The organism is Rhodococcus sp. IEGM 1409 (assembly GCF_030056735.1).
GTDB lineage: Bacteria > Actinomycetota > Actinomycetes > Mycobacteriales > Mycobacteriaceae > Rhodococcus_F.
Map to the genome: position 1 here is coordinate 459,059 of NZ_JASHKN010000003.1, position 18,305 is coordinate 477,363.

Sequence of the window (18,305 nt, forward strand, 5' to 3'; positions counted from 1 at the left end):
TGTGAATGGGAGGGACGCCGTGTGGTATTGGCTCTTCAAGTATGTGTTGCTGGGGCCGATTCTCTGGATGCTCGGGCGTCCGACAGTCAAGGGTCACGAGAACATTCCGACTGACGGGGCGGTCATCCTGGCCAGCAATCACCAGGCGGTTCTGGACTCGTTCTACCTTCCGCTTCGCGTCAACCGCCGCATCACGTTCCTTGCCAAGAGTGAGTACTTCACCGGTTCCGGCCTGAAGGGCGCTTTTCAGAAGTGGTTCTTCACCGCGGTCGGTCAGGTTCCCATCGACCGAACCGGCGCAGACGCGGCGCAGGATGCGCTCAACGCAGGTCTCAAGGTTCTCGGTTCGGGCAGTCTGCTGGGTATCTACCCCGAGGGAACGCGTTCCCCTGACGGTCGCCTCTACAAGGGCAAGACCGGAATGGCGCGCCTCGCGCTCGAATCGGGCGTCAAGGTGATCCCGGTTGCGATGGTCGGTACCGACAAGATGAATCCGATCGGCTCACGGATGTGGCGCCCCGCCAAGGTCACCGTGATCGTCGGCGAACCCATCGATTTCTCACGCTTCGAAGGCATGGGCGGAAACCGCTTCGTCGAGCGCGCTGTGACCGACGAAGTGATGTACAAGCTGATGAAACTCTCCGGCCAGGAGTACGTGGACATCTACGCGGCGAGCCTGAAAAACCAGGCGCCCACGAAACCCGAAGTTGCCGTCGACGTTCCGGCGGAAAGCGGCGAGTCGGTTGTCGATCTCGTGGCCTCAGCTGAGTCGAAGGAAGCTGCGAAGACCGACAAGGATTCGGTCCCGGACGCCCAGGCCAGCTAGAGATTTCCCACATCCGCCGCACGCGCATTGGCTCCAGGGCCTGCGCGTGCGGCATAGTTTTCGGACGTGCGCTACTTCTACGACTGTGAATTCATCGAAGACGGTCGAACCATCGATCTCGTGTCCATCGGCGTTGTCTGTGAGGACGGCCGTGAGTACTACGCGGTCTCGACGGAGTTCGATCCCGCCCGTGCCGGTAGTTGGGTGCGCAAGAACGTGCTGCCGAAGTTACCGCAGCCGTCGTCGCCGCTGTGGAAATCCCGCGAGAAGATCCGCGACGACCTTCTGAAATTCTTCGTTCCGCGTCCGATGGTCGTTCCGGAGCTCTGGGCATGGGTGGCCGCTTACGACCACGTCGCGTTGTGCCAGCTGTGGGGCGATATGACCGAACTACCGCAGTCGATGCCGCGCTACACCCGCGAACTGCGACAGTTCTGGGAAGACAACGGCAGTCCCGCACTCCCGTCAGCGCCTGCCGACGCACACGACGCACTTGCCGACGCCAGGCACAACCTCGTGAAGTTCGACGCGATTTCGGCAGCGCGTTCACTTCGCTGACCCCGTCTTCGGCGCGCGAGAATTGTCCCGATTGAGCTGCGATCGAGAGCCTGTGTGACGCGCCGACGGGCGAGCGAATATCCTGTAGAGGTGAACTGGACTGTCGACGTGCCGATCGACCGCTTGCCCGAACTCCCGCCGCTGCCTGCCGGACTGCGTAAGCAGCTCGACGAGGCGCTCGCGAAGCCCGCTGCTCAGCAGCCCTCGTGGCCCGCTGACCAGGCGGCCGCCATGCGGACTGTGCTCGAGAGCGTGCCTCCCATCACGGTGGCCAGCGAAGTCGAGGCGCTGCAAGAGCGTCTCGCGCAGGTCGCGCGTGGTGAGGCATTCCTGCTCCAGGGCGGTGACTGCGCCGAGACATTTGCGGACAACACCGAGCCGCACATCAAGGGAAACATCCGCACGTTGCTGCAGATGGCCGTCGTGCTCACCTACGGTTCCTCGATGCCGGTCGTCAAGGTTGCTCGCATCGCCGGCCAGTACGCCAAGCCGCGTTCTGCCGACATCGACTCGCTGGGTCTGAAGTCCTACCGCGGCGACATGATCAACTCGCTCGTCGCTGACGAGGCAGTCCGCGCGCACGATCCTTCACGTCTGGTGCGTGCATACGCCAACGCCAGCGCCGCGATGAACCTGGTTCGCGCACTCACCGGCGCCGGCATGGCCGACCTGCACAAGGTGCACGACTGGAACCGCGAGTTCGTCGCAGCGTCTCCCGCCGGCGCACGCTACGAGCAACTCGCTGCCGAGATCGACCGCGGGTTGCAGTTCATGAACGCGTGTGGCGTCACCGATCCGAGCCTGCACCAGGCACAGATCTTCGCCAGCCACGAGGCTCTGGTTCTGGACTACGAGCGCGCGATGCTGCGTCTCGACAACGACAGCGATCACCCCAAGCTCTACGACCTGTCGGCTCACTTCCTCTGGATCGGTGACCGCACCCGTCAGCTCGACGGCGCGCACATCGCCTTCGCCGAGTTGGTGTCCAACCCGATCGGCCTCAAGATCGGGCCGAGCACGACGCCGGAAATGGCGGTGGAATACGTCGAGCGCCTCGACCCCACCAACAAGCCGGGTCGACTGACCCTGATCTCGCGCATGGGCAACGGCAAGGTCCGCGACCTGCTGCCCGCGATCATCGAGAAGGTCCAGGCCACCGGCCACCAGGTCATCTGGCAGTGCGATCCGATGCACGGCAACACGCACGAAGCCTCCACCGGATACAAGACGCGCCACTTCGACCGCATCGTCGACGAGGTTCAGGGCTTCTTCGAGGTCCACAACGGTCTCGGCACGCATCCGGGTGGTATCCACGTCGAGCTGACCGGTGAGAACGTCACCGAGTGCCTCGGCGGCGCACAGGACATCTCCGACCTCGATCTCGGCGGTCGCTACGAGACGGCTTGCGACCCTCGACTGAACACCCAGCAGTCGTTGGAGCTCGCCTTCCTCGTGGCCGAGATGCTGCGAGGCTGAAACCTGACCCGACGCTGATTCGCCCGGAAGCTGATTTGCGTCGACACTGATTTTCAGCAAACGCCCTCACTCGCTCGCACAGGTGGGGGCGTTCGCTATTTCTTGAATCGCGTGACAAATCGGCGCTGCCACGGCATTTCGACAGCGCGAGGTGAGTAGTGTGCGCGAACGTAGGCGGTGGCGTCCTGACTCGGCACGCCGTCCACAATGGCGAGAGCGGCCAAAGCTGTTCCGGTGCGGCCGTATCCACCACCGCACGCGATCTCGACTCGTTCGGTTTCCGAACGCACCCACGCTTCGTGCAGGGCGCTGCGCAGCGCAGCCGGATCGCTCGGCAACCAGAAATCCCGCCAGCGGACCCACACCGAATCCCACTCGGTAGCGGGAGATTCCTTACCGGTCAGATAGACGCCGAAGGTGGGGAGAGGTCCGGAAGGAAGTGGATTGCGGAGTCCTCGACCCCGAATCGATCGTCCCGACGGCAGGTCGAGTATCCCTAAGCTCTCGGGTTCCCATATGACCATGAATTCAGACTAGGCCGAAGCGGACTGTCAGGGAATTGCGACGACGCTGATGTCGGTGCCCTTGGCAACGAGGTCGTTCTTGACGCTCTGGCTGATGATGACCGAGCTGTCGTTCTGAGTGAGCTGACGCACGGTGATCTCGAGGCCGAGGCGGCCGAGTTCTTCGCGTGCTGAGGAGACGGAGCGGCCGATCAGCGAGGGAACCTTGACGGAGTCGGAGATCAGGAGAACAACGGAGGTGCCCGCGTTGACGGAGGAACCGACAGCGGGATCGGTGCCGATCACATTGCCGCCCTCGACGGCGTCGTCGAACGTTGTTCTGGTGGTGCTGACGGAGATGCCTACCTTGTCGAGGGCGGCGCGTGCGGCGTTCTCGGACATACCTTTCACGTCGGGAATGTCGACTGGCGGTGACCCTTTGGACGTGATGACCTTGACCGAGGAGCCCACGGCAACTTCGGTTCCCGGTGCCGGGTCGAGGGCTGCCACGCCGCCGATCGGGATCTTGGAACTGAAGGTGTCGCCGCCGTCGACGGCCACGAGAGTGCGGTCGGAGAGTTGCGCGCCCAACGCCGTGACGTCGCCGCCGGCCGGAATGGGTGGGACCGTCGGACGCCCGAGCGAAGTCAGGAGCGCGACGGTCGAGCCCTTGGTAACCCTGGATCCGGAGGCCGGGTCTGTCCCGATCACCGTGTCGATTGGTTGGGCGTCGGAGTACTGACCCTGGACGTCGGGGGAGAGCCCGGCGTCCTGCAGGGCGGTGACCGCAGTGTCCTTGGTCAGTCCGTCGATCGAGGGAACGGCTGTGTAGCGGCCCGAGCCCATCCACCATCCGCCGAAGCCCAATGCAAGCGCGAGGACCGCGATGACGAGCAGCCAGATCAGGGTGGCTCGCCGCGATTTGCGTCGTGCCTCGACAAAATGAGCATGCGGATCGTGGGGCCCCAATTGCTCGTCGCCGAAATCGGAACCGTCGTCGAAATCCGAGGCGCCGTCGACCGTCGCCGGACGAGCAGTTTGAGCGGTGACAGCGCGAGTGTGCTGGATGCCGCCAGGCGGAGGGGAGCCCGTGCCGAGTGCCGTGGTGGCTGCGGCAGAAGGAGCAACGCCGGACGCCAACACCGTTGTGGCAGCAGAGTTCGGGCGCGCAGCAGTCTTCGGGCGCGCATCCGCGGGAGGCGCCGGCGCCGGTTGTGGTCGAGCCGGGGCAACCTGCGCGCTTTGGTGCTGGGCGCTTCGGCGCGGCGCCGGAACGCGGTACGACGGAAGCTCCAGTTGTTCGCTCACGCTGCGAAGTGCAGCCGCCATCTCACCAGCGTCGGCGAAACGATGTGCCGGCTCGCGGTGAGTGGCTTCGGCAACCAGACGATCGAACTGCGCCGGTACACCGGGAATGCGGGAACCGGGGCGCGGGACATCGTCGTGGATGCGTTGGTAAGCGATGGAGAGTGAAGTATCACCGGTGAAAGGTGTTGTACCAGTGAGAAGTTCGAACATCAGCACGCCGGTGGAGTAGACGTCGCTTCGAGTGTCGGCAACTCCTGACGTCACCTGTTCCGGCGACAGGTAGGCCGCGGTGCCGAGGATCACGCTGTTGGATGTGGTGGTTGCCGCCGCAGCTGCACGCACCAATCCGAAGTCGGCGATCTTCACTTCACCGGTGTCCGAGATGAGGATGTTCTCCGGTTTGACGTCACGGTGAACCAGTCCGGCTCGGTGCGCGACCGCCAGCGCGTCCAGGACAGGCGCTACGACTGCGGCGACCGCGTGAGGCGGCATCGGTCCGCGCTCACGGAGGAGTTCGCGCAAAGTTCCACCGTCGACGAGTTCCATGACGAGGAACACGTGATTGCGATCGCTGCCCTGGTCGTAGACGGCCACCAGGGCCGGGTGCTTGAGCCGGGCCACGGCCCGGGCCTCGAACTCGAAACGAGTCAGGAACGCTGGATCACCGGCGAACTGCGGGTCCATCACCTTGATCGCGACAGGTCGATCCAACCGTGTATCGAGGCCTCGATACACGGTCGACATACCGCCGCGCGCGATCGGTGCGTCCACTCGATAGCGGCGCTCGAGCATTTCGCCGATCAACCCTCGACCTCCGTAATGACTGTTCCTCCGTGTTTACGATCTGTGTGTTTGCGATCTGTGTGTTTGCGATCTGTGTGTTTGCGATCTGTGTTGTGGTAGCTATCAGCAAGTAAGTGGTTGTGTGCGTCGCAATGGCCCCCGCCGCACGGGCGCCGATTCACGGTCACCGCGAAATCCCGGTTACTGATACGCCGCATCCCGTCCATCGTAGCCAGCGATACCGACGTGGAAGTCTCGAGAACGTCACAGAGCGTACTGGCCGAACCGGAGCGACGGTTTCGAGCACTGCACCGGGCGGTACACAGCGGGCACGCCGGACCGGATAAACTTCTCGCGGTGAGCGCGATTCCTTATTGTGATGATGTCCTGGATTCTTCGGTTTCCCTGTTCCAGCTGGTGGATGTGGCGAAGAACGTCGGGTTGCCGGTGAGCAAGGTTCACCAGTTGCTCCGCGATCACAAGATCATCGCAGTCAAGCGTCACGGTGTTCTCGGTGTTCCCGAAGTGTTCTTCGGGGAGGACGGCCAGATCGTCAAGTGGCTGCCCGGTCTCCTGGCGGTGTTGTACGACGGCGGCTACACCGACATAGAAATCCTTCGCTGGTTGTTCCTGGCCGACGATTCCCTGCCTGGTCGCCCGGTAGACGCACTGCATGGTGATCTCGCGCGTGAGGTCATCCGCCGCGCGCAGGCGATGGCCTTCTAACGTGCCGGCCTTCCGATAACTCACCCCATGCGGTTTTTCGCCGCATACGTAGCCGACCGGACGAGACCGGGCGCTGCGATCCGAAGTCGCGTGCGTCCGGGAACGGATACTCGTCGATGCAGTATCCGGAAGTCGGCGCGCTCGACCTGATCGAGGATTGCTCCGTACAACACGAAAGCCGTGTGGATCGACGGCTGGACCCGCCGGTCGAGCATCGGGATTCCGGATTCGGCAGACCGATACCGCCCTCGCGTCACGGCAATGAAGTGTGCCAGTGCGCGCTTGACGCGAACGTCCACCGTTCCGGTTCTGCGACCGTACTCGAGCATCTCGATGTCGACGCCGAACGCGGCGAACTCGCTTGCCGGTAGATACAGACGTCCTCGGTCGAGGTCTTCACCGACGTCGCGGATGAAGTTGGTCAGCTGAAACGCCTCACCGAGATTCGACGCGGGCACTACGGCTTCCTCCTGCGGAACGCTCACTCCGAGAATCGGCAGCATCTGCAAACCGATCACCACGGCAGAGCCGTACATGTACTCGCCCAGCTCGTCCATGGTGTTGTAGACCGGTCGAAACTTCGCCGTGTCGGGGGCGTCCATCCGCATGGACTCGAAGAAGGCTTCGAAATATGCACGAGGAATGTCGAACATCTTCACGGCGTCGGCGAAGGCCGGAAGTACCCGGTTCAGGTCCGCGGGAATCGTTGCCGGGAGGTCACGTATTCCAGCGGCGTCCAGCGCCGTGAACGTCGCACGTTCGACATCGGCGAGGACGGTGCCGCGTTCATGCATTCCCGACGGTTCGTCCACGACGTCGTCGACGACGCGAGCAAATGCGTAGAGTGCGTGAACTGCGCGGCGTCGTGGCTCGGGTAGCAACCGCGCGGCCAGAAAGTACGTGCGGCCGTGTTTCTTCGTCACGCCCTCGCAGAATCCGTAGGACGCGGACAGTGCGTTCATGACCCGTGGATCACGCGGATCATGACGTCGAGGTCGCCGAGGCTGGTGTAGAGACTTCGACCGGTTTTTCATGACGGCGACCACGAAGTCGGAGTGGGTCTTCCGTTTGCAAGGACATCGCCGCGATCACGGCGGCGAAGATGGCCAGAGCCACATGCGGGAAGGTGTACAGGCCGATGGATCCGTCCGGCTGGAACACCAGCATGAGCCAGGTGGACAGGCCGGTCAGGACAGCGAGGGTGGTCGGCGACATTGCAAAACCGGCCGCTACTGCCAGCGGCCAGGAGTAGTACCAGGGGAGTGCGGCGGGGGAGAGAACGACGATGGCGACCATCACGATCACGATGCCCATGACGGCGTCGCGCTCGGTCTTGCGGTAGCGCCACCACACGACTGCGATGATCGCGATCAACACAACCGCCGAGATGGTCCGGGACACTTCGAGGATGTCGTTGAAATGGTCACCAGCGAACCAGGAGGTGGCCATGGTTCCGATGTGCGCCACGATCGTGGGCAGCGAGAGCCAGTTGATGATCTTTGCCGAGCCCGAGAGTGCCGTCGTCCAGCCGAGACCGACGCCGGCAATCAGTGAGGTGGATCCGAGTACTGCCACGAACACGGCAAAACCAGCACCCGCCGTCTTGACGAACGACCGGATCGGTGACGCCGGTTCGCGGCCGGCGGCCGCTGCATCCTCCCTCTCGTGGATCATCCAGATCCAGACGATGAACGGGAGCGCAACGCCCGCTGTTGCCTTGATCGCGACGGCGAGTGCAATCAACCCTATTCCGAACAGATGCTTACGTTCGAGAGCGAGCGCGATGCCTGCGGCCATGAGGCCGACCATGAGCATCTCGTTGTGAACGCCGCCGATCAGGTGGATCAGGACGAGGGGATTGAGTACTGCGAGCCACAGGGCGATCGAGGTGTTTCCGCCGAGCTTCGTCGCGAGATGGGGGACGGCCCACATCATCAGGGCAAGTCCGGGGAGCATCGTGATCCGCAACAGCATCGTGCCTGCGATGACGTTCTCACCGGTCAGGCGAACGATGGCGTCGGCGAGGAGAAGGTGAACCGGACCGTATGGAGTAGTTGTCGTCGTCCACACGTTGGAGACGTTGTCGAGCAGGATCCCCGGATTGACGACGGGTCCGACGGCGTACGGGTCGAAGCCGTTGCGCAACAAGGCGCCTTGTGCCAGGTAGGAGTAGGCGTCACGGCTGAACATGGGAACCGCGAACAGCAGCGGAAACGTCCAGACCGGGACTACGTAGCGCAGACCGCGCAACGAGACGTCACCGCGCAGAGTCGAGCGGCCCAGTCGAACCCAGGCGCCGATCATGCAGAGAACACCGATCCACACGATTGCCGCCGACAGGATCGATCCGTGTCCGAAACGTAGCCAGGACAGATGCATCGACTCGAGCAGCGGATCCTGACGCCGAACGCTACCGGCACCGAACCCGCCGAAAGTGATCATGACTGCGCCGAAGAAACCGAGCAGTGCACTGTGACCTTCGGGAGTCCGAAGGAAATTGGCGGCCCTTAGGTGCCACGGTCTTTCAGTGGCTGCGGCAGAGGACGTCATCGGTGCAGGTTCCTCCCCCGAGGAGATCGGTGTCGATCGGCGCGTGCAGCGCCCGAGTCGGTGAATCGTGGATGAATGGTCGGTTACGAGGGGCTAGTTTAGTTGCTCGCACGAGTGCCCACCGCGCTGGCTCGCTCGCGTGTACCGGTAATACGTTCGGCAGCGAGCCGTCCGGACAGCAGAACGGTCGGTACTCCCACCCCCGGAACGGTTCCCGACCCGGCGAGAACGACGTTGTCGAAGCCGCGGGCGAGGTTCTTGCGTCGGAACGGCCCCGTTTGGGTGAAGGTGTGTGCCGCCGCGAACGGGCTACCCGCGGCCATGCCCTTCTCGAGCCAGGTCTGCGGTGTGTCGACGTGATCGATCTCGAACGACTCGACCAGTCCCGTGTAACCGCGTTCCTGCAGCGTGAGGATAATTTCGCGGACGTAAGGCGTGCCGAGAGCCGACCAGTCGAGCGGCGCACTGTCCAGATTCGGGCAGGGCGCGAGGACTGACAGTGGTTCACGGATCCGGCCGTCTCGCGAGAAGGCCAAACGCGGATCGGTCTGTGCCGGTCGGGTGACGAGCAGTGACGGATCACTCATCAGTTGCCCGCGGCCGCGGCGTGCCGTGATCTCGGCGAAGGTTCGCTTCCACGCCTCGCCGAAGTCGATCATGTGGTGTCGCTGCGCGGGCCATCCGTCGGCGACCGCAGAGGAAACAGTGCCGTGAATCACGACCGCGGACGGCGATGTACGCACCGGGCGCGGGCGGAATCGGGTATGCGGGCGCAGGAGCGAGTCCGTGACGGCCATGTCGGGGGTGAGGACAGCGGCGTCACAGTGGAAGCGCTCACCGTCGCTTGTGCGAACGGCGTGCACGCGCCGATCGCTCACTTCGAGGCGTTCGACAGTGCGGCCGAGATGCAGAATTCCACCGGCCTCGGTGAAGGCGTCGGCCATCGACTCGGCGATCGTGTGCATTCCGCCCTCGGGGAAGTAGACGCCGAGCGAGGTGTCCATGTGAGCGATCGCCCCGTACACCGCGAGCGCACGAGACGGAGCAACGCCCGCATACAGCGCTTGGAAGGTGAAGATCCGCCGAAGGCGAGGGTCGCGGATCTTGCGATCCACCTGCCCGCCCAATTTCCCGAATCCTCCCAGCGCGACGAGACGGCTCAGATCCTTGACCGCGGCACGCGAACTGACCAGTCCGAGGGGAGAATCGAAGTCGGCGTCCATGAAGCGATCGAATTCGGCGTCGAAGATTCGGTTCAGCCATCGGCGCAGCGCGCGGTATCGCTGCGCTTCTTCCGGCCCGCAGACGCGGGCTACTTCGGCAGCCATGTCTTCGGGATCAGCGTGAACGTCGAGAGCGGTGCCGTCCGCGAATCGCGCGTGGTACGTCGGATCGAGCTTGTGCACAACGAATTTGGGGTTCGTCGAGTCGGGGTCGGCGCCGACGGCGGCCAGGGCGTCGTCGACGAGTTCGGGCATCGTGAGCACTGTGGCGCCGTTGTCGATGCTGTAGTCACTGCCTTGGTAGACGCCGACTCGTCCGCCGACCGAGCTGTTGCTCTCGAGGATGGTGACGTCGCGCCCGGCGCCCCGCAGATACAAGCCCGCAGACAGTCCGGCAAGTCCCGCGCCGACGATCACGACTCGATCGGTCGGCGAGCTGACGGTTCGAGTGCGGTGCACGTCTGCCACGGTCAGTAGCTTCGCTTCGTGGCGGCGATCGCCATGTCGGTCAGGCGAGCCTTGGACTCTGCCGTCGCCGTGCTTGCGTCGAGGGCGTTCGCAGCTGCCTCGACGAGGGTGTCGATCTGCGTTTCGACGTCGGTGACGGCGCCGAGATCGGTGATCACCTGGCGCAGAGTGTCGACCTCGGTGTCGGTCAGATCGGTGCCGATTCCGTTGCGGAGCAGTTCTGCTGCGGCCGGATCTGCGGCGTCGGCGCGGGCAAGCGCCATCGCGAACAGCACTGTCCGTTTGCCGGCAATGAGATCGTCGCCCGACGGTTTGCCTGTGACGGACGGGTCTCCGAACACTCCGAGTAGGTCGTCGCGAAGTTGGAACGCGATGCCGATGTCGGTTCCGAACGTGCGGTACGCGTCGATCAACTCGGCGTCTGCACCGAACAGAGCGGCGCCGAGGTGCAGTGGACGTTCGATCGTGTACGCGGCGGTTTTGTAGCGGTTGACCCGCATGGCTGCCTCGACGGTCTCGTCACCGCGAGCTTCGTTGCTGATGTCGAGGAACTGGCCACCGAGCACCTCGGTGCGCATTGCCGACCAGACCGGGCTGACTCGTGCGGCCGCCTCGGGGCTGATCCCGGATTCTCGGATCATGTCGTCCGCCCAGGCCAAGGCCAGGTCGCCGAGAAGAATAGCGACGGCCTCGCCGAAGTGCGCGGAGTCGCCGCTCCACTCCTCGCCTCTGTGCTGGTCCTCGAATTCGACGTGAACGGTCGGGAAGCCGCGCCTGGTCGTGGATGCGTCGATGATGTCGTCGTGGACGAGCGCGCAGGCCTGCACCAGTTCGAGGGCCGCGCATGCACGAATCACCGCGTCCGCGTCGCTTCCGTTCGGGTCGCCTCCGGCGCCGAGCCATCCCGTCCAGGCGAACGACGGCCGGACGCGCTTTCCTCCGCGCAGGACGAAGGCCTCGAGGGTACTGACGGCCTTCTCGTATCCACCGCCGATGTTCGAGACGAGTTCGCGGCGTGAATCGAAGAAGTCGCGGAGCGCTCCTTCGAACATGCCTGGCAGTTCGAGTGAGGTCGGATGCGGTGCGGTGTTGGTCGAACTCTGTCCAACGCGCGCGGTTCCTGCGGACAGGGTGGCCTCCAAGATCGGTATGTTCTCGCGCCGGAGGGTTACACGGAAGCGAGCTTGGGGCCCAGCTTAGTGGGGGTTGGAATCAACGGCGGTTCGGGCCGTGAACTGCGTGATCCTGACATTCGGGATGCGCAGTCCTGGGCGATGAGCTTGTTTGCAGCTGGAAAACATATGCTTGACCGGTGACATTCGATCCAGTCAGGGGCCGCTCCAGCGAGGGGTGGGCTACCCGAACACCGTCGATCGTCGATCGGATCGCTTCCTCGACAGGTAGCCGCATTCCGTTCTCGGTCGAGTTTTCGCCGCCGCGCGACGCCGACGCCGAAGCGCGCTTGTGGCGTGCGGTGCGTACCTTCGAGCGGCTCGGACCGGCATTCGTCTCGATGACGTACGGCGCAGGTGGCTCGACGCGCGATCGTACGGTGCGTGTCACCGGTGAACTGGCCGAAGAGACGACCCTGCTGCCGGTTGCTCACCTGACTGCGGTGTCGCACAGCACCGAAGAACTTCGTGCCATGGTCGGTGCCTACGCCGATCGTGGGATCAGCAACATTCTCGTATTGCGCGGCGATCCGCCCGGCGATCCGCTCGGCGAGTGGAAGAAGCATCCCGAAGGCGTCGAGTACGCCGAGGAACTCGTGCGGATGGTCCGTGACCTGGGCGACTTCCACGTCGGTGTCGCGTCGTTCCCCGAGGGCCACTACCGCGCTCCGGACTTGGCATACGACACGAAGTACCTGGTGTCGAAGCTGCGTGCCGGCGCCGAGTACTCGATCACGCAGATGTTCTTCGACGTGGAGGACTACCTGCGTCTTCGTGACCGGGTGAGTGCGTACGACGCAGAACAGGCCGCCAAGCCGATCATCCCGGAGATCATGCCGGTGACCTCGCTGCGTTCGGTGAGGCGCATGCTCGAACTGTCGGGCTCGTCTCTGCCTCCCGCCCTCGAACGTCGATTCGACGCCGCGGCCGGGAGCGGTTCGGATGAGAACCGTGCAGCGGTCCGTGAACTCGGCATCGATCTGGCCACCGAGATGGGTGAGCGGTTGATCGCCGAAGGCGCTCCGTGCCTGCACTTCATCACGTTGAACTTCGCGCGTGCAACGAGTGAGGTCCTGGGGCGCCTCGGTCTCACCCCTGACACCTCCGTCGGGACAGCGCAAGCCGTCTGACCTTCGGAGGGGCGCTCGACAGCAATCGAGCGGGAACCGCCGGGCGCTATTTCGGGGGGTATTTCGGATCCTTCGTGACACCTTGTTTCGTGACTGGTGTCTTCATGGCCGGTGCTTTCGCGGCGGGTGCAGGCTTGACCGGTGCGCGATTGCGAGCCAACCAGGCCATTGCACCGACGACGATTGCGACCCCGAGCGTCAGTCCGGCCACGATGCCGGCCCACCCGGCGAAGCTTCGAGTGCTGGGGTCCGCATAGTTGACCTCGGCGCGCATCGTCGACACCTCACCGGCAGGCAACGTCCACGACACCCGCGAATCACCGTCCCGGGTTCCGTTCGTGGTGCCCACCCGTGCCGGGAATGCGATGCTGACCTGGACGTCGGCGCCCTGGGTCGGCAGCGTCTTCAGGTCTACCTTGCCGTCGAGTGTGACGGTGTCTCCCGAGCGCTTGAGGGTGATCTGGAACGAGCCGGATCCCTCGGCGTACATCGAACTCAGCTGGGCGACGTCACCGAAAGACAGATCGCTGAAGAACGCCTGGCTGCCGACGTATCCGTCCTTCTTGTACTCCTGGACCCGTACTTTGTCCTCCAGTGAAGACGGCGGGGTCAGCTGCGGCCCCTTGTCTGCCTCGTCCGCAGGTATCGCGGCGGCGACCACCTGACCCGACACACGATCGTTCGCGGACACGCCCATCGACACCTGCACGCGGATGCACCCGGCCAGCAAGGGAACCAACATCAGGGCGAGCGCGGCAACCGTCAGGAAGCGTTTCCGACTGGTCGGCTTGGCGGCAGGATCGGTGGACTGTTGCACACTGGCCATCGTGCCAGCCGCGGCGTAGCCAGTCATCGAGGCGGGGGCGTGTCGGCGGGTGAAGTTCACGGCCTGCTCGAACGACGCATCCAACGACGAGTCGCACCCCGGCGACTGTCGGACAGTGCGATTCGAGCGGCACTGCGACCACTGGCTCCGGACACACCACCACCGGGATGCGTCGACGCACCGGTCAGATACAACCCGTCTGCTCCCGGAACGCGATGTCCGGACAGTTCCGGAAGCGGTCGCCACAACATCATCTGATCGAGTGACATCTCGACGTGCATGACATTTCCGCCGATCATCCCCAATTCCGACTCGATGTCGCGGGGAGTCTGAATGAAGCGGTCGAGGATGGAGTCGGCGAATCCGGGCGCGAAGGCCTCCATCTCGCCGACGATTCGGTCGGCCTCCGCCTCCGCGACCGACGCCCAATCACGATGTCCGCTGAGGCGATACGGTTGCCACTGCGACCACAGTGTCACCTGATGTCGACCGGCCGGGGAGATCGTGGGATCGATTCCGCTGAAACTCATTCCGAGAACCGCCGGGCGAGGAGGAAGTTCCCCCGCCAGCGCTGCGCCGTGTGCAGTGCGCAAGTGGGCGCGATCGGAAACGAGCAATTGCAATCCCGACGTGCTTTCCTGCGTCGTGGCGTCGCCGCGGTAGGACGGAAGCGCAGATGTTGCCAGTCGCAGTACCGCGCCGATGCCGGGGCCCACCCTGATGCGGCGACGCCATCGTTCGAGCGTCTCGCCGTCGAAGCCGCCGCGGCCCAGTAGTTCGAGCGTGGTGAGGATGTGGCACCCGGCAATTACCTTGCGAGCGTGAACTTCTCGACCGTTCTCGGTCGTGACGGTCCAGTGATTCGGGTTCCGGCGGATCGACGTCACGCCGTCACCGAGTGCGATGGCGGCGCCGTCGACAGCCATGCGGGAGGCCAACGCAGTACTCAGCGCGCCGCTACCGCCGACTGCCCGCCCAGGAGGCAAGACGTGCATGAGGGCAGCGAAGCCGACCATCGGAGCGGTTCCCGGTTCCGACATGGGAGGCCCGGACTGGGCGCCGAACCACGCCAACGCAGCCTTGAGTGCCTCGCTGTCGAAATACTCGTCCAGCAGTGCGTCGCCGGGTGCGAGGAACTGCCGCGACAGTTCGCTGTTGCCGCGTGCGGCGGCGAGACCTCCGAACGCACCGATAAGGTTCGGTCCGGTGGGCGGCGCGGAAAACGCTATCATGACATGTCGACTGCGCTCCGACCAGACTGCGACGAACCGCCGATACGAGTCGGCGTCCTTTGTCCCGCAAGCTCGTTCGATGGACTGGCAGGTTGCGTCGAGGTCGCGGTGAAATACGATGCCGGGCCCGTCGGTGCCCGGGGCGGGCGGCGCGAACGCCCACGGGTCACAGTCGATGTAGCGCAGCCCGTGCGCGCCGAGTCCGAGTTCCTCGATGATGCCGCTGTGTCGGATCATGAGGTGCGCCGACGACCCCCGGTCCACCTTGTAGCCGGGAAATCGCTCGACGGTCGAGACGGCGCCGCCGAGAACCGTGTCCTTCTCCAGAACCTCGACCGACCAACCCTCGCGTGCGAGGTAGGCGGCCGAAACGAGCGCGTTGTGTCCGGAGCCGACGACGACGGCGTCGAGAAGTGCGCTCACAGCGGCAGTCCGCGGCCGAGGACCGCGAACGGTCGGTTGTCGCCGGCAAAACGAAATCTGCGGAGCACGTCACGAAAGCCGAGGCGACGGTACAGCCGCCAGGCACGGTTGTCCTCGTCGTACACCTCGGGTGTCGACAAGAGAACACTGCGTTCGGGTCGATCGACGAGGAGGTGGCGCAAGAGCGATTCGCCCAACCGGTGACCTTGTCCGTTCGGATGCACGTGAAGTTCGGTGAGTTCGAAGTAGTCGCTCAGAATCGCATCGATCTCGCTCTGGGGGCGACCCGAGCGCCGAAGCCCGTGAAGTACCTGCTGATGCCACCACTGGTCCGGGCTCCCGCGATACCCGTAGGCGATCCCCACCAGTGGCAGATTTTCCGGCGACGGTTGTTGGGGAACTGCCAATGCGCCGACGGCTTTCCAGCCAGGCCGGTTCGCATGCTCCTGCCACATCGGTGCGCGATGGAACTCGGTTCCTCGCGGATAGTCCATCGCTGTGACGTACACGGTCAGTGCCTCGTGGAGTCGACTCGCGAATTCTTCGCGGTCGAGGTCGACCGTATGTGGTGTCCAGGCGATCTGCGGGTCGACCGGTCTCACCTCTTCTCTTGACGGCGTGTCGGTGGGTGCAGTTATATTGAATAGGTCGAACAGATGTTCGATGTGGGTGATCCGGAGATGCCCGAAGGGAAGCGGGCATCTCCGGCCCACCTGGTCTTGGATCCTTACGGTGCAGGAGGTGCCCCGATGTCCGAGCGTGTGAAGCCTGAACGTGTGAAGTCCGAACGAACTCTTCCTGCCGAATTGTCGAGTCCGTCGGAGGCCGCAATCTCTCGATTGCCGATGTCGGCGAGGCGGTCGTTCGGTGCGACGGCCACTGGCCACCGCACTGCTCGAGTGGGGAAGCCCGGTGTGGCGTGGGGGCTGCTTCGGAAGGCGGATGCGCTTCTCGAAGAAGCGATAGGGGCGGGCGATCCTGCCGACCGGTTCCGGTGTGCTTACCTGGCTGCGCTGCGTGGTGCCGGGGCAGTGTTGGCGGCAGCTCCTGCCGGTGCCGGTTCGAAGCGTAGGCGAACCGGAAACGCGTGGGTCCTGATGGACGCCGCAGCGCCCGCGTTCGGTGCGTGGTCGAAGTTCTTCGCGGGGTGGTCCGCAACGCGTGCGGCCGTGGAAACCGGTGTGTCGATCGTGATCACAGACACCGATTCCGACGCATTTTTCGCCGAGGTCGGTCGTTTTCTCACAGCCGTCGAAGAATTCATCGGTCAGGACACGTCCGCGCATTTGCAAGCGTCGTGAACAAATGGTCCGTCCCGGCAGTCGTTTCCGGGGAAATTCCTGGTCTGCGAGGGCAAATCGAGCCGAATCGGGGCCCTTCGGCACGAATACGTACGCTTGTGGCGGAACTCGTACCCGGAGTTGGTGGTCCGAGACCTAAACTGCTCGTATTATGAAAACAGGTAATCGTCGAAGTTGATTACCCGCCGCCTCACACCGTGAGGTGGTTGCCAAACTTCCAGTGCCGGGGGAGGTACCGTGCCACTCTCCGAGCACGAGCAGCGCATGCTCGATCAGATCGAGAGCGCTCTTTATGCCGAAGACCCCAAGTTCGCCTCCAATGTGAGGGGCGGCCGTATGCGGGCGCCGTCGAGTAGGCGGCGATTCCAAGCAGCGGCTCTATTCGTGCTGGGTCTGGTCCTGCTGATCGCGGGGGTTGCCCTCCCGCTCAAGCCGGGCGGTTTTCCGATCATCAGCCTGTTCGGTTTCTTGTTCATGTTCGGCGCAGGGGTGTTGTTCCTCTGGGGTGGTGGACGTAAGTCCGCAGCAGCTGCCGACCCCGCTTCCGAAGGCGGCAATCATCCGTCCGGTCCGCCGGGTAGGGGTACCGCCGGTGGTTCCGGTCGGGGACGCGGCCGGAAGTCCGGCGGCGGATTCTCGTCGCGGATGGAAGATCGATTCAAACGCAGGTTCGAGCAGGACTAGCTCTCCCGCCCTTCTTCGGGCGTACTTCGAGAGTGATGCAGTTCGAGCGTGATGCAGTTCGGACATGATGCAGTTCGGACGTGACGCCCTTTGCAGGGCACGGACGACCACACGTGTGGCGGTCGGCAACCAAGGTTGCCGACCGCCACATGCGTTGGTGTGGGTGTTGTCGTGTGCGCTGGCGGGGTTACTGGCGGATCAGTGACGCGCGAGCGAATCACTCGCCACCTCGGCTGCCCGTGGGCATGCCTACGGGCTTCCTCCACTTCGCTCCACCCGGCCCTCCACTCTCCTCCACTCTGGCCGAACTGCAACGCTCGACCAGACCTCGTCCCGCTCACGTCTATTCGAAAACCCTGCTTGTACTGCGAGTTTGTCTGGCGGAGCGACAAATGGTGGCGTGAAGGCTCGATACGACTGCGGTGTGGTCCGGGACACGGTTGTAAATTTCCCCCACGTCTCCCCACCTGTGCTGACCTGCTATTTTTCAGCAAATGATGCTGAATAGGGACCATGTGCTCCTTGTTTGTGGGGGAAAGTGGGGTACTGTGGGTTCGGGCGGAGAGCTGAAGCACGATCCGCTCGATAGGGAGGGTTTCAGCGCAAGCTCGCAGGAGGTGTCGAGTGTTCCTCGGTACCTTCACGCCGAAGCTCGACGACAAAGGTCGGCTCACGTTGCCGGCAAAGTTCCGAGACGAACTGGCAGGAGGATTGATGATCACCAAGAGTCAAGATCACAGCCTCGCCATCTACCCTCGGGACGAGTTCGTCAAGCTCGCTCGAAAGGCAGCGGCAGCTCCACGTAATGATCCGGCAGCTCGGGCGTATGTACGTGCCCTGGCCGCCGGCACAGATGAACAGCACGCCGATGCCCAGGGGCGAATCACCCTCTCGGCTGATCATCGGCGTTACGCAAACCTGTCGAAGGAATGCGTAGTGACCGGCTCCGTCGATTACCTCGAGATCTGGGATCTAGCAGCCTGGGAGAGGTATCTCGGAGACAACGAAGAGGACTATTCGCAGGCAACAGGCGAATCTCTCAGCGAGATCGTCTAGGCGAAGAGCCCCCGGCGAATGCCGCGAGGCCTCTGCCCGGAAAGACCCTGACGCACTTCC

At 63.9% G+C, this 18,305-nt stretch carries 17 protein-coding genes; 8 read left to right on the top strand and 9 right to left on the bottom strand.

Translation table 11 applies throughout. The features are described 5' to 3' along the window. The first annotated feature begins 19 nt into the window (after nt 1-19). From QM716_RS12210 to QM716_RS12220, 3 genes are all read left to right on the top strand, one after another. Complete coding sequence (locus QM716_RS12210) at nt 20-826, top strand: lysophospholipid acyltransferase family protein (RefSeq protein ID WP_283304376.1); 807 nt, start codon at nt 20-22, stop codon at nt 824-826. A 66-nt stretch (nt 827-892) separates the two neighbouring features. Beyond that, a complete protein-coding gene (locus tag QM716_RS12215; protein WP_003941683.1) occupies nt 893-1,384 on the top strand; it encodes a polyadenylate-specific 3'-exoribonuclease AS in 492 nt (163 codons plus the stop codon). A 90-nt stretch (nt 1,385-1,474) separates the two neighbouring features. Then, complete coding sequence (locus QM716_RS12220) at nt 1,475-2,860, top strand: class II 3-deoxy-7-phosphoheptulonate synthase (RefSeq protein WP_007730070.1); 1,386 nt, start codon at nt 1,475-1,477, stop codon at nt 2,858-2,860. A 95-nt stretch (nt 2,861-2,955) separates the two neighbouring features. On the opposite strand, the gene QM716_RS12225 is transcribed toward QM716_RS12220, so the two are convergent. Both QM716_RS12225 and pknB read right to left on the bottom strand, forming a co-directional pair. After that, a complete protein-coding gene (locus QM716_RS12225) occupies nt 2,956-3,384 on the bottom strand; it encodes a protein-tyrosine phosphatase family protein (RefSeq protein ID WP_283304377.1) in 429 nt (142 codons plus the stop codon). Between the two features lie 27 nt (nt 3,385-3,411). After that, a complete protein-coding gene (pknB, locus tag QM716_RS12230) occupies nt 3,412-5,475 on the bottom strand; it encodes a Stk1 family PASTA domain-containing Ser/Thr kinase (protein ID WP_283304378.1) in 2,064 nt (687 codons plus the stop codon). 336 nt (nt 5,476-5,811) lie between these two features. On the opposite strand from pknB, the gene QM716_RS12235 reads away from it, so the two are divergent. After that, nucleotides 5,812-6,180, top strand: a complete 369-nt coding sequence (locus QM716_RS12235; RefSeq protein WP_141488829.1) for an Rv2175c family DNA-binding protein — start codon at nt 5,812-5,814, stop codon at nt 6,178-6,180. Between the two features lie 20 nt (nt 6,181-6,200). Here QM716_RS12235 and QM716_RS12240 read toward each other — a convergent pair whose 3' ends face one another. From QM716_RS12240 to QM716_RS12255, 4 genes are all read right to left on the bottom strand, one after another. Beyond that, nucleotides 6,201-7,142, bottom strand: a complete 942-nt coding sequence (locus QM716_RS12240) for a phytoene/squalene synthase family protein (protein ID WP_283304379.1) — start codon at nt 7,140-7,142, stop codon at nt 6,201-6,203. Nucleotides 7,143-7,161: 19 nt separating this feature from the next. Next, complete coding sequence (locus tag QM716_RS12245; RefSeq protein WP_283304380.1) at nt 7,162-8,730, bottom strand: alpha-(1->6)-mannopyranosyltransferase A; 1,569 nt, start codon at nt 8,728-8,730, stop codon at nt 7,162-7,164. A 98-nt stretch (nt 8,731-8,828) separates the two neighbouring features. After that, nucleotides 8,829-10,421 (bottom strand): phytoene desaturase family protein, encoded by a 1,593-nt coding sequence (crtI, locus tag QM716_RS12250; protein WP_283304381.1) that lies wholly within the window; start codon nt 10,419-10,421, stop codon nt 8,829-8,831. Between the two features lie 2 nt (nt 10,422-10,423). Then, nucleotides 10,424-11,563, bottom strand: coding sequence for a polyprenyl synthetase family protein (locus tag QM716_RS12255; RefSeq protein ID WP_283304382.1), 1,140 nt, complete (start codon nt 11,561-11,563; stop codon nt 10,424-10,426). Between the two features lie 170 nt (nt 11,564-11,733). Between QM716_RS12255 and QM716_RS12260 the strand changes: the two genes are divergently transcribed. Beyond that, a complete protein-coding gene (locus QM716_RS12260; RefSeq protein WP_283304383.1) occupies nt 11,734-12,723 on the top strand; it encodes a methylenetetrahydrofolate reductase in 990 nt (329 codons plus the stop codon). A gap of 46 nt (nt 12,724-12,769) precedes the next feature. On the opposite strand, the gene QM716_RS12265 is transcribed toward QM716_RS12260, so the two are convergent. Genes QM716_RS12265 through QM716_RS12275 form a run of 3 tightly spaced genes read right to left on the bottom strand, consistent with a single transcriptional unit; the run spans nt 12,770 to nt 15,806 of the window. After that, on the bottom strand, nt 12,770-13,549 hold the full coding sequence (locus tag QM716_RS12265) for an LppM family (lipo)protein (RefSeq protein ID WP_502942025.1): 780 nt from the start codon (nt 13,547-13,549) through the stop codon (nt 12,770-12,772). A gap of 56 nt (nt 13,550-13,605) precedes the next feature. Further along, nucleotides 13,606-15,204, bottom strand: a complete 1,599-nt coding sequence (locus QM716_RS12270) for a phytoene desaturase family protein (protein ID WP_283304384.1) — start codon at nt 15,202-15,204, stop codon at nt 13,606-13,608. After that, nucleotides 15,201-15,806 (bottom strand): GNAT family N-acetyltransferase, encoded by a 606-nt coding sequence (locus QM716_RS12275; protein ID WP_283304385.1) that lies wholly within the window; start codon nt 15,804-15,806, stop codon nt 15,201-15,203. Before QM716_RS12275 ends, QM716_RS12270 begins: the two co-directional genes overlap by 4 nt. A 147-nt stretch (nt 15,807-15,953) precedes the next feature. Between QM716_RS12275 and QM716_RS12280 the strand changes: the two genes are divergently transcribed. From QM716_RS12280 to mraZ, 3 genes are all read left to right on the top strand, one after another. Further along, nucleotides 15,954-16,505 (top strand): SAV_6107 family HEPN domain-containing protein, encoded by a 552-nt coding sequence (locus tag QM716_RS12280; protein ID WP_283304386.1) that lies wholly within the window; start codon nt 15,954-15,956, stop codon nt 16,503-16,505. Between the two features lie 237 nt (nt 16,506-16,742). Further along, nucleotides 16,743-17,189: an SCO2097 family morphological protein gene (locus QM716_RS12285; RefSeq protein WP_283304387.1), complete on the top strand. Its 447-nt coding sequence runs from the start codon at nt 16,743-16,745 to the stop codon at nt 17,187-17,189. Nucleotides 17,190-17,813: 624 nt separating this feature from the next. Next, on the top strand, nt 17,814-18,245 hold the full coding sequence (gene mraZ, locus QM716_RS12290) for a division/cell wall cluster transcriptional repressor MraZ (protein WP_003941779.1): 432 nt from the start codon (nt 17,814-17,816) through the stop codon (nt 18,243-18,245). Nucleotides 18,246-18,305 lie beyond the last annotated feature (60 nt).

Excerpts from the sequence above, each read along its gene's own strand:
- QM716_RS12225 (WP_283304377.1), bottom strand. The coding sequence starts at position 3,384 with ATGGTCATATGGGAACCCGAGAGCTTAGGGATACTCGACCTGCCGTCG.
- QM716_RS12240 (WP_283304379.1), bottom strand. The coding sequence starts at position 7,142 with ATGAACGCACTGTCCGCGTCCTACGGATTCTGCGAGGGCGTGACGAAG.
- QM716_RS12245 (WP_283304380.1), bottom strand. The coding sequence starts at position 8,730 with ATGACGTCCTCTGCCGCAGCCACTGAAAGACCGTGGCACCTAAGGGCC.
- QM716_RS12265 (WP_502942025.1), bottom strand. The coding sequence starts at position 13,549 with ATGGCCAGTGTGCAACAGTCCACCGATCCTGCCGCCAAGCCGACCAGT.
- QM716_RS12280 (WP_283304386.1), top strand. The coding sequence starts at position 15,954 with ATGTCCGAGCGTGTGAAGCCTGAACGTGTGAAGTCCGAACGAACTCTT.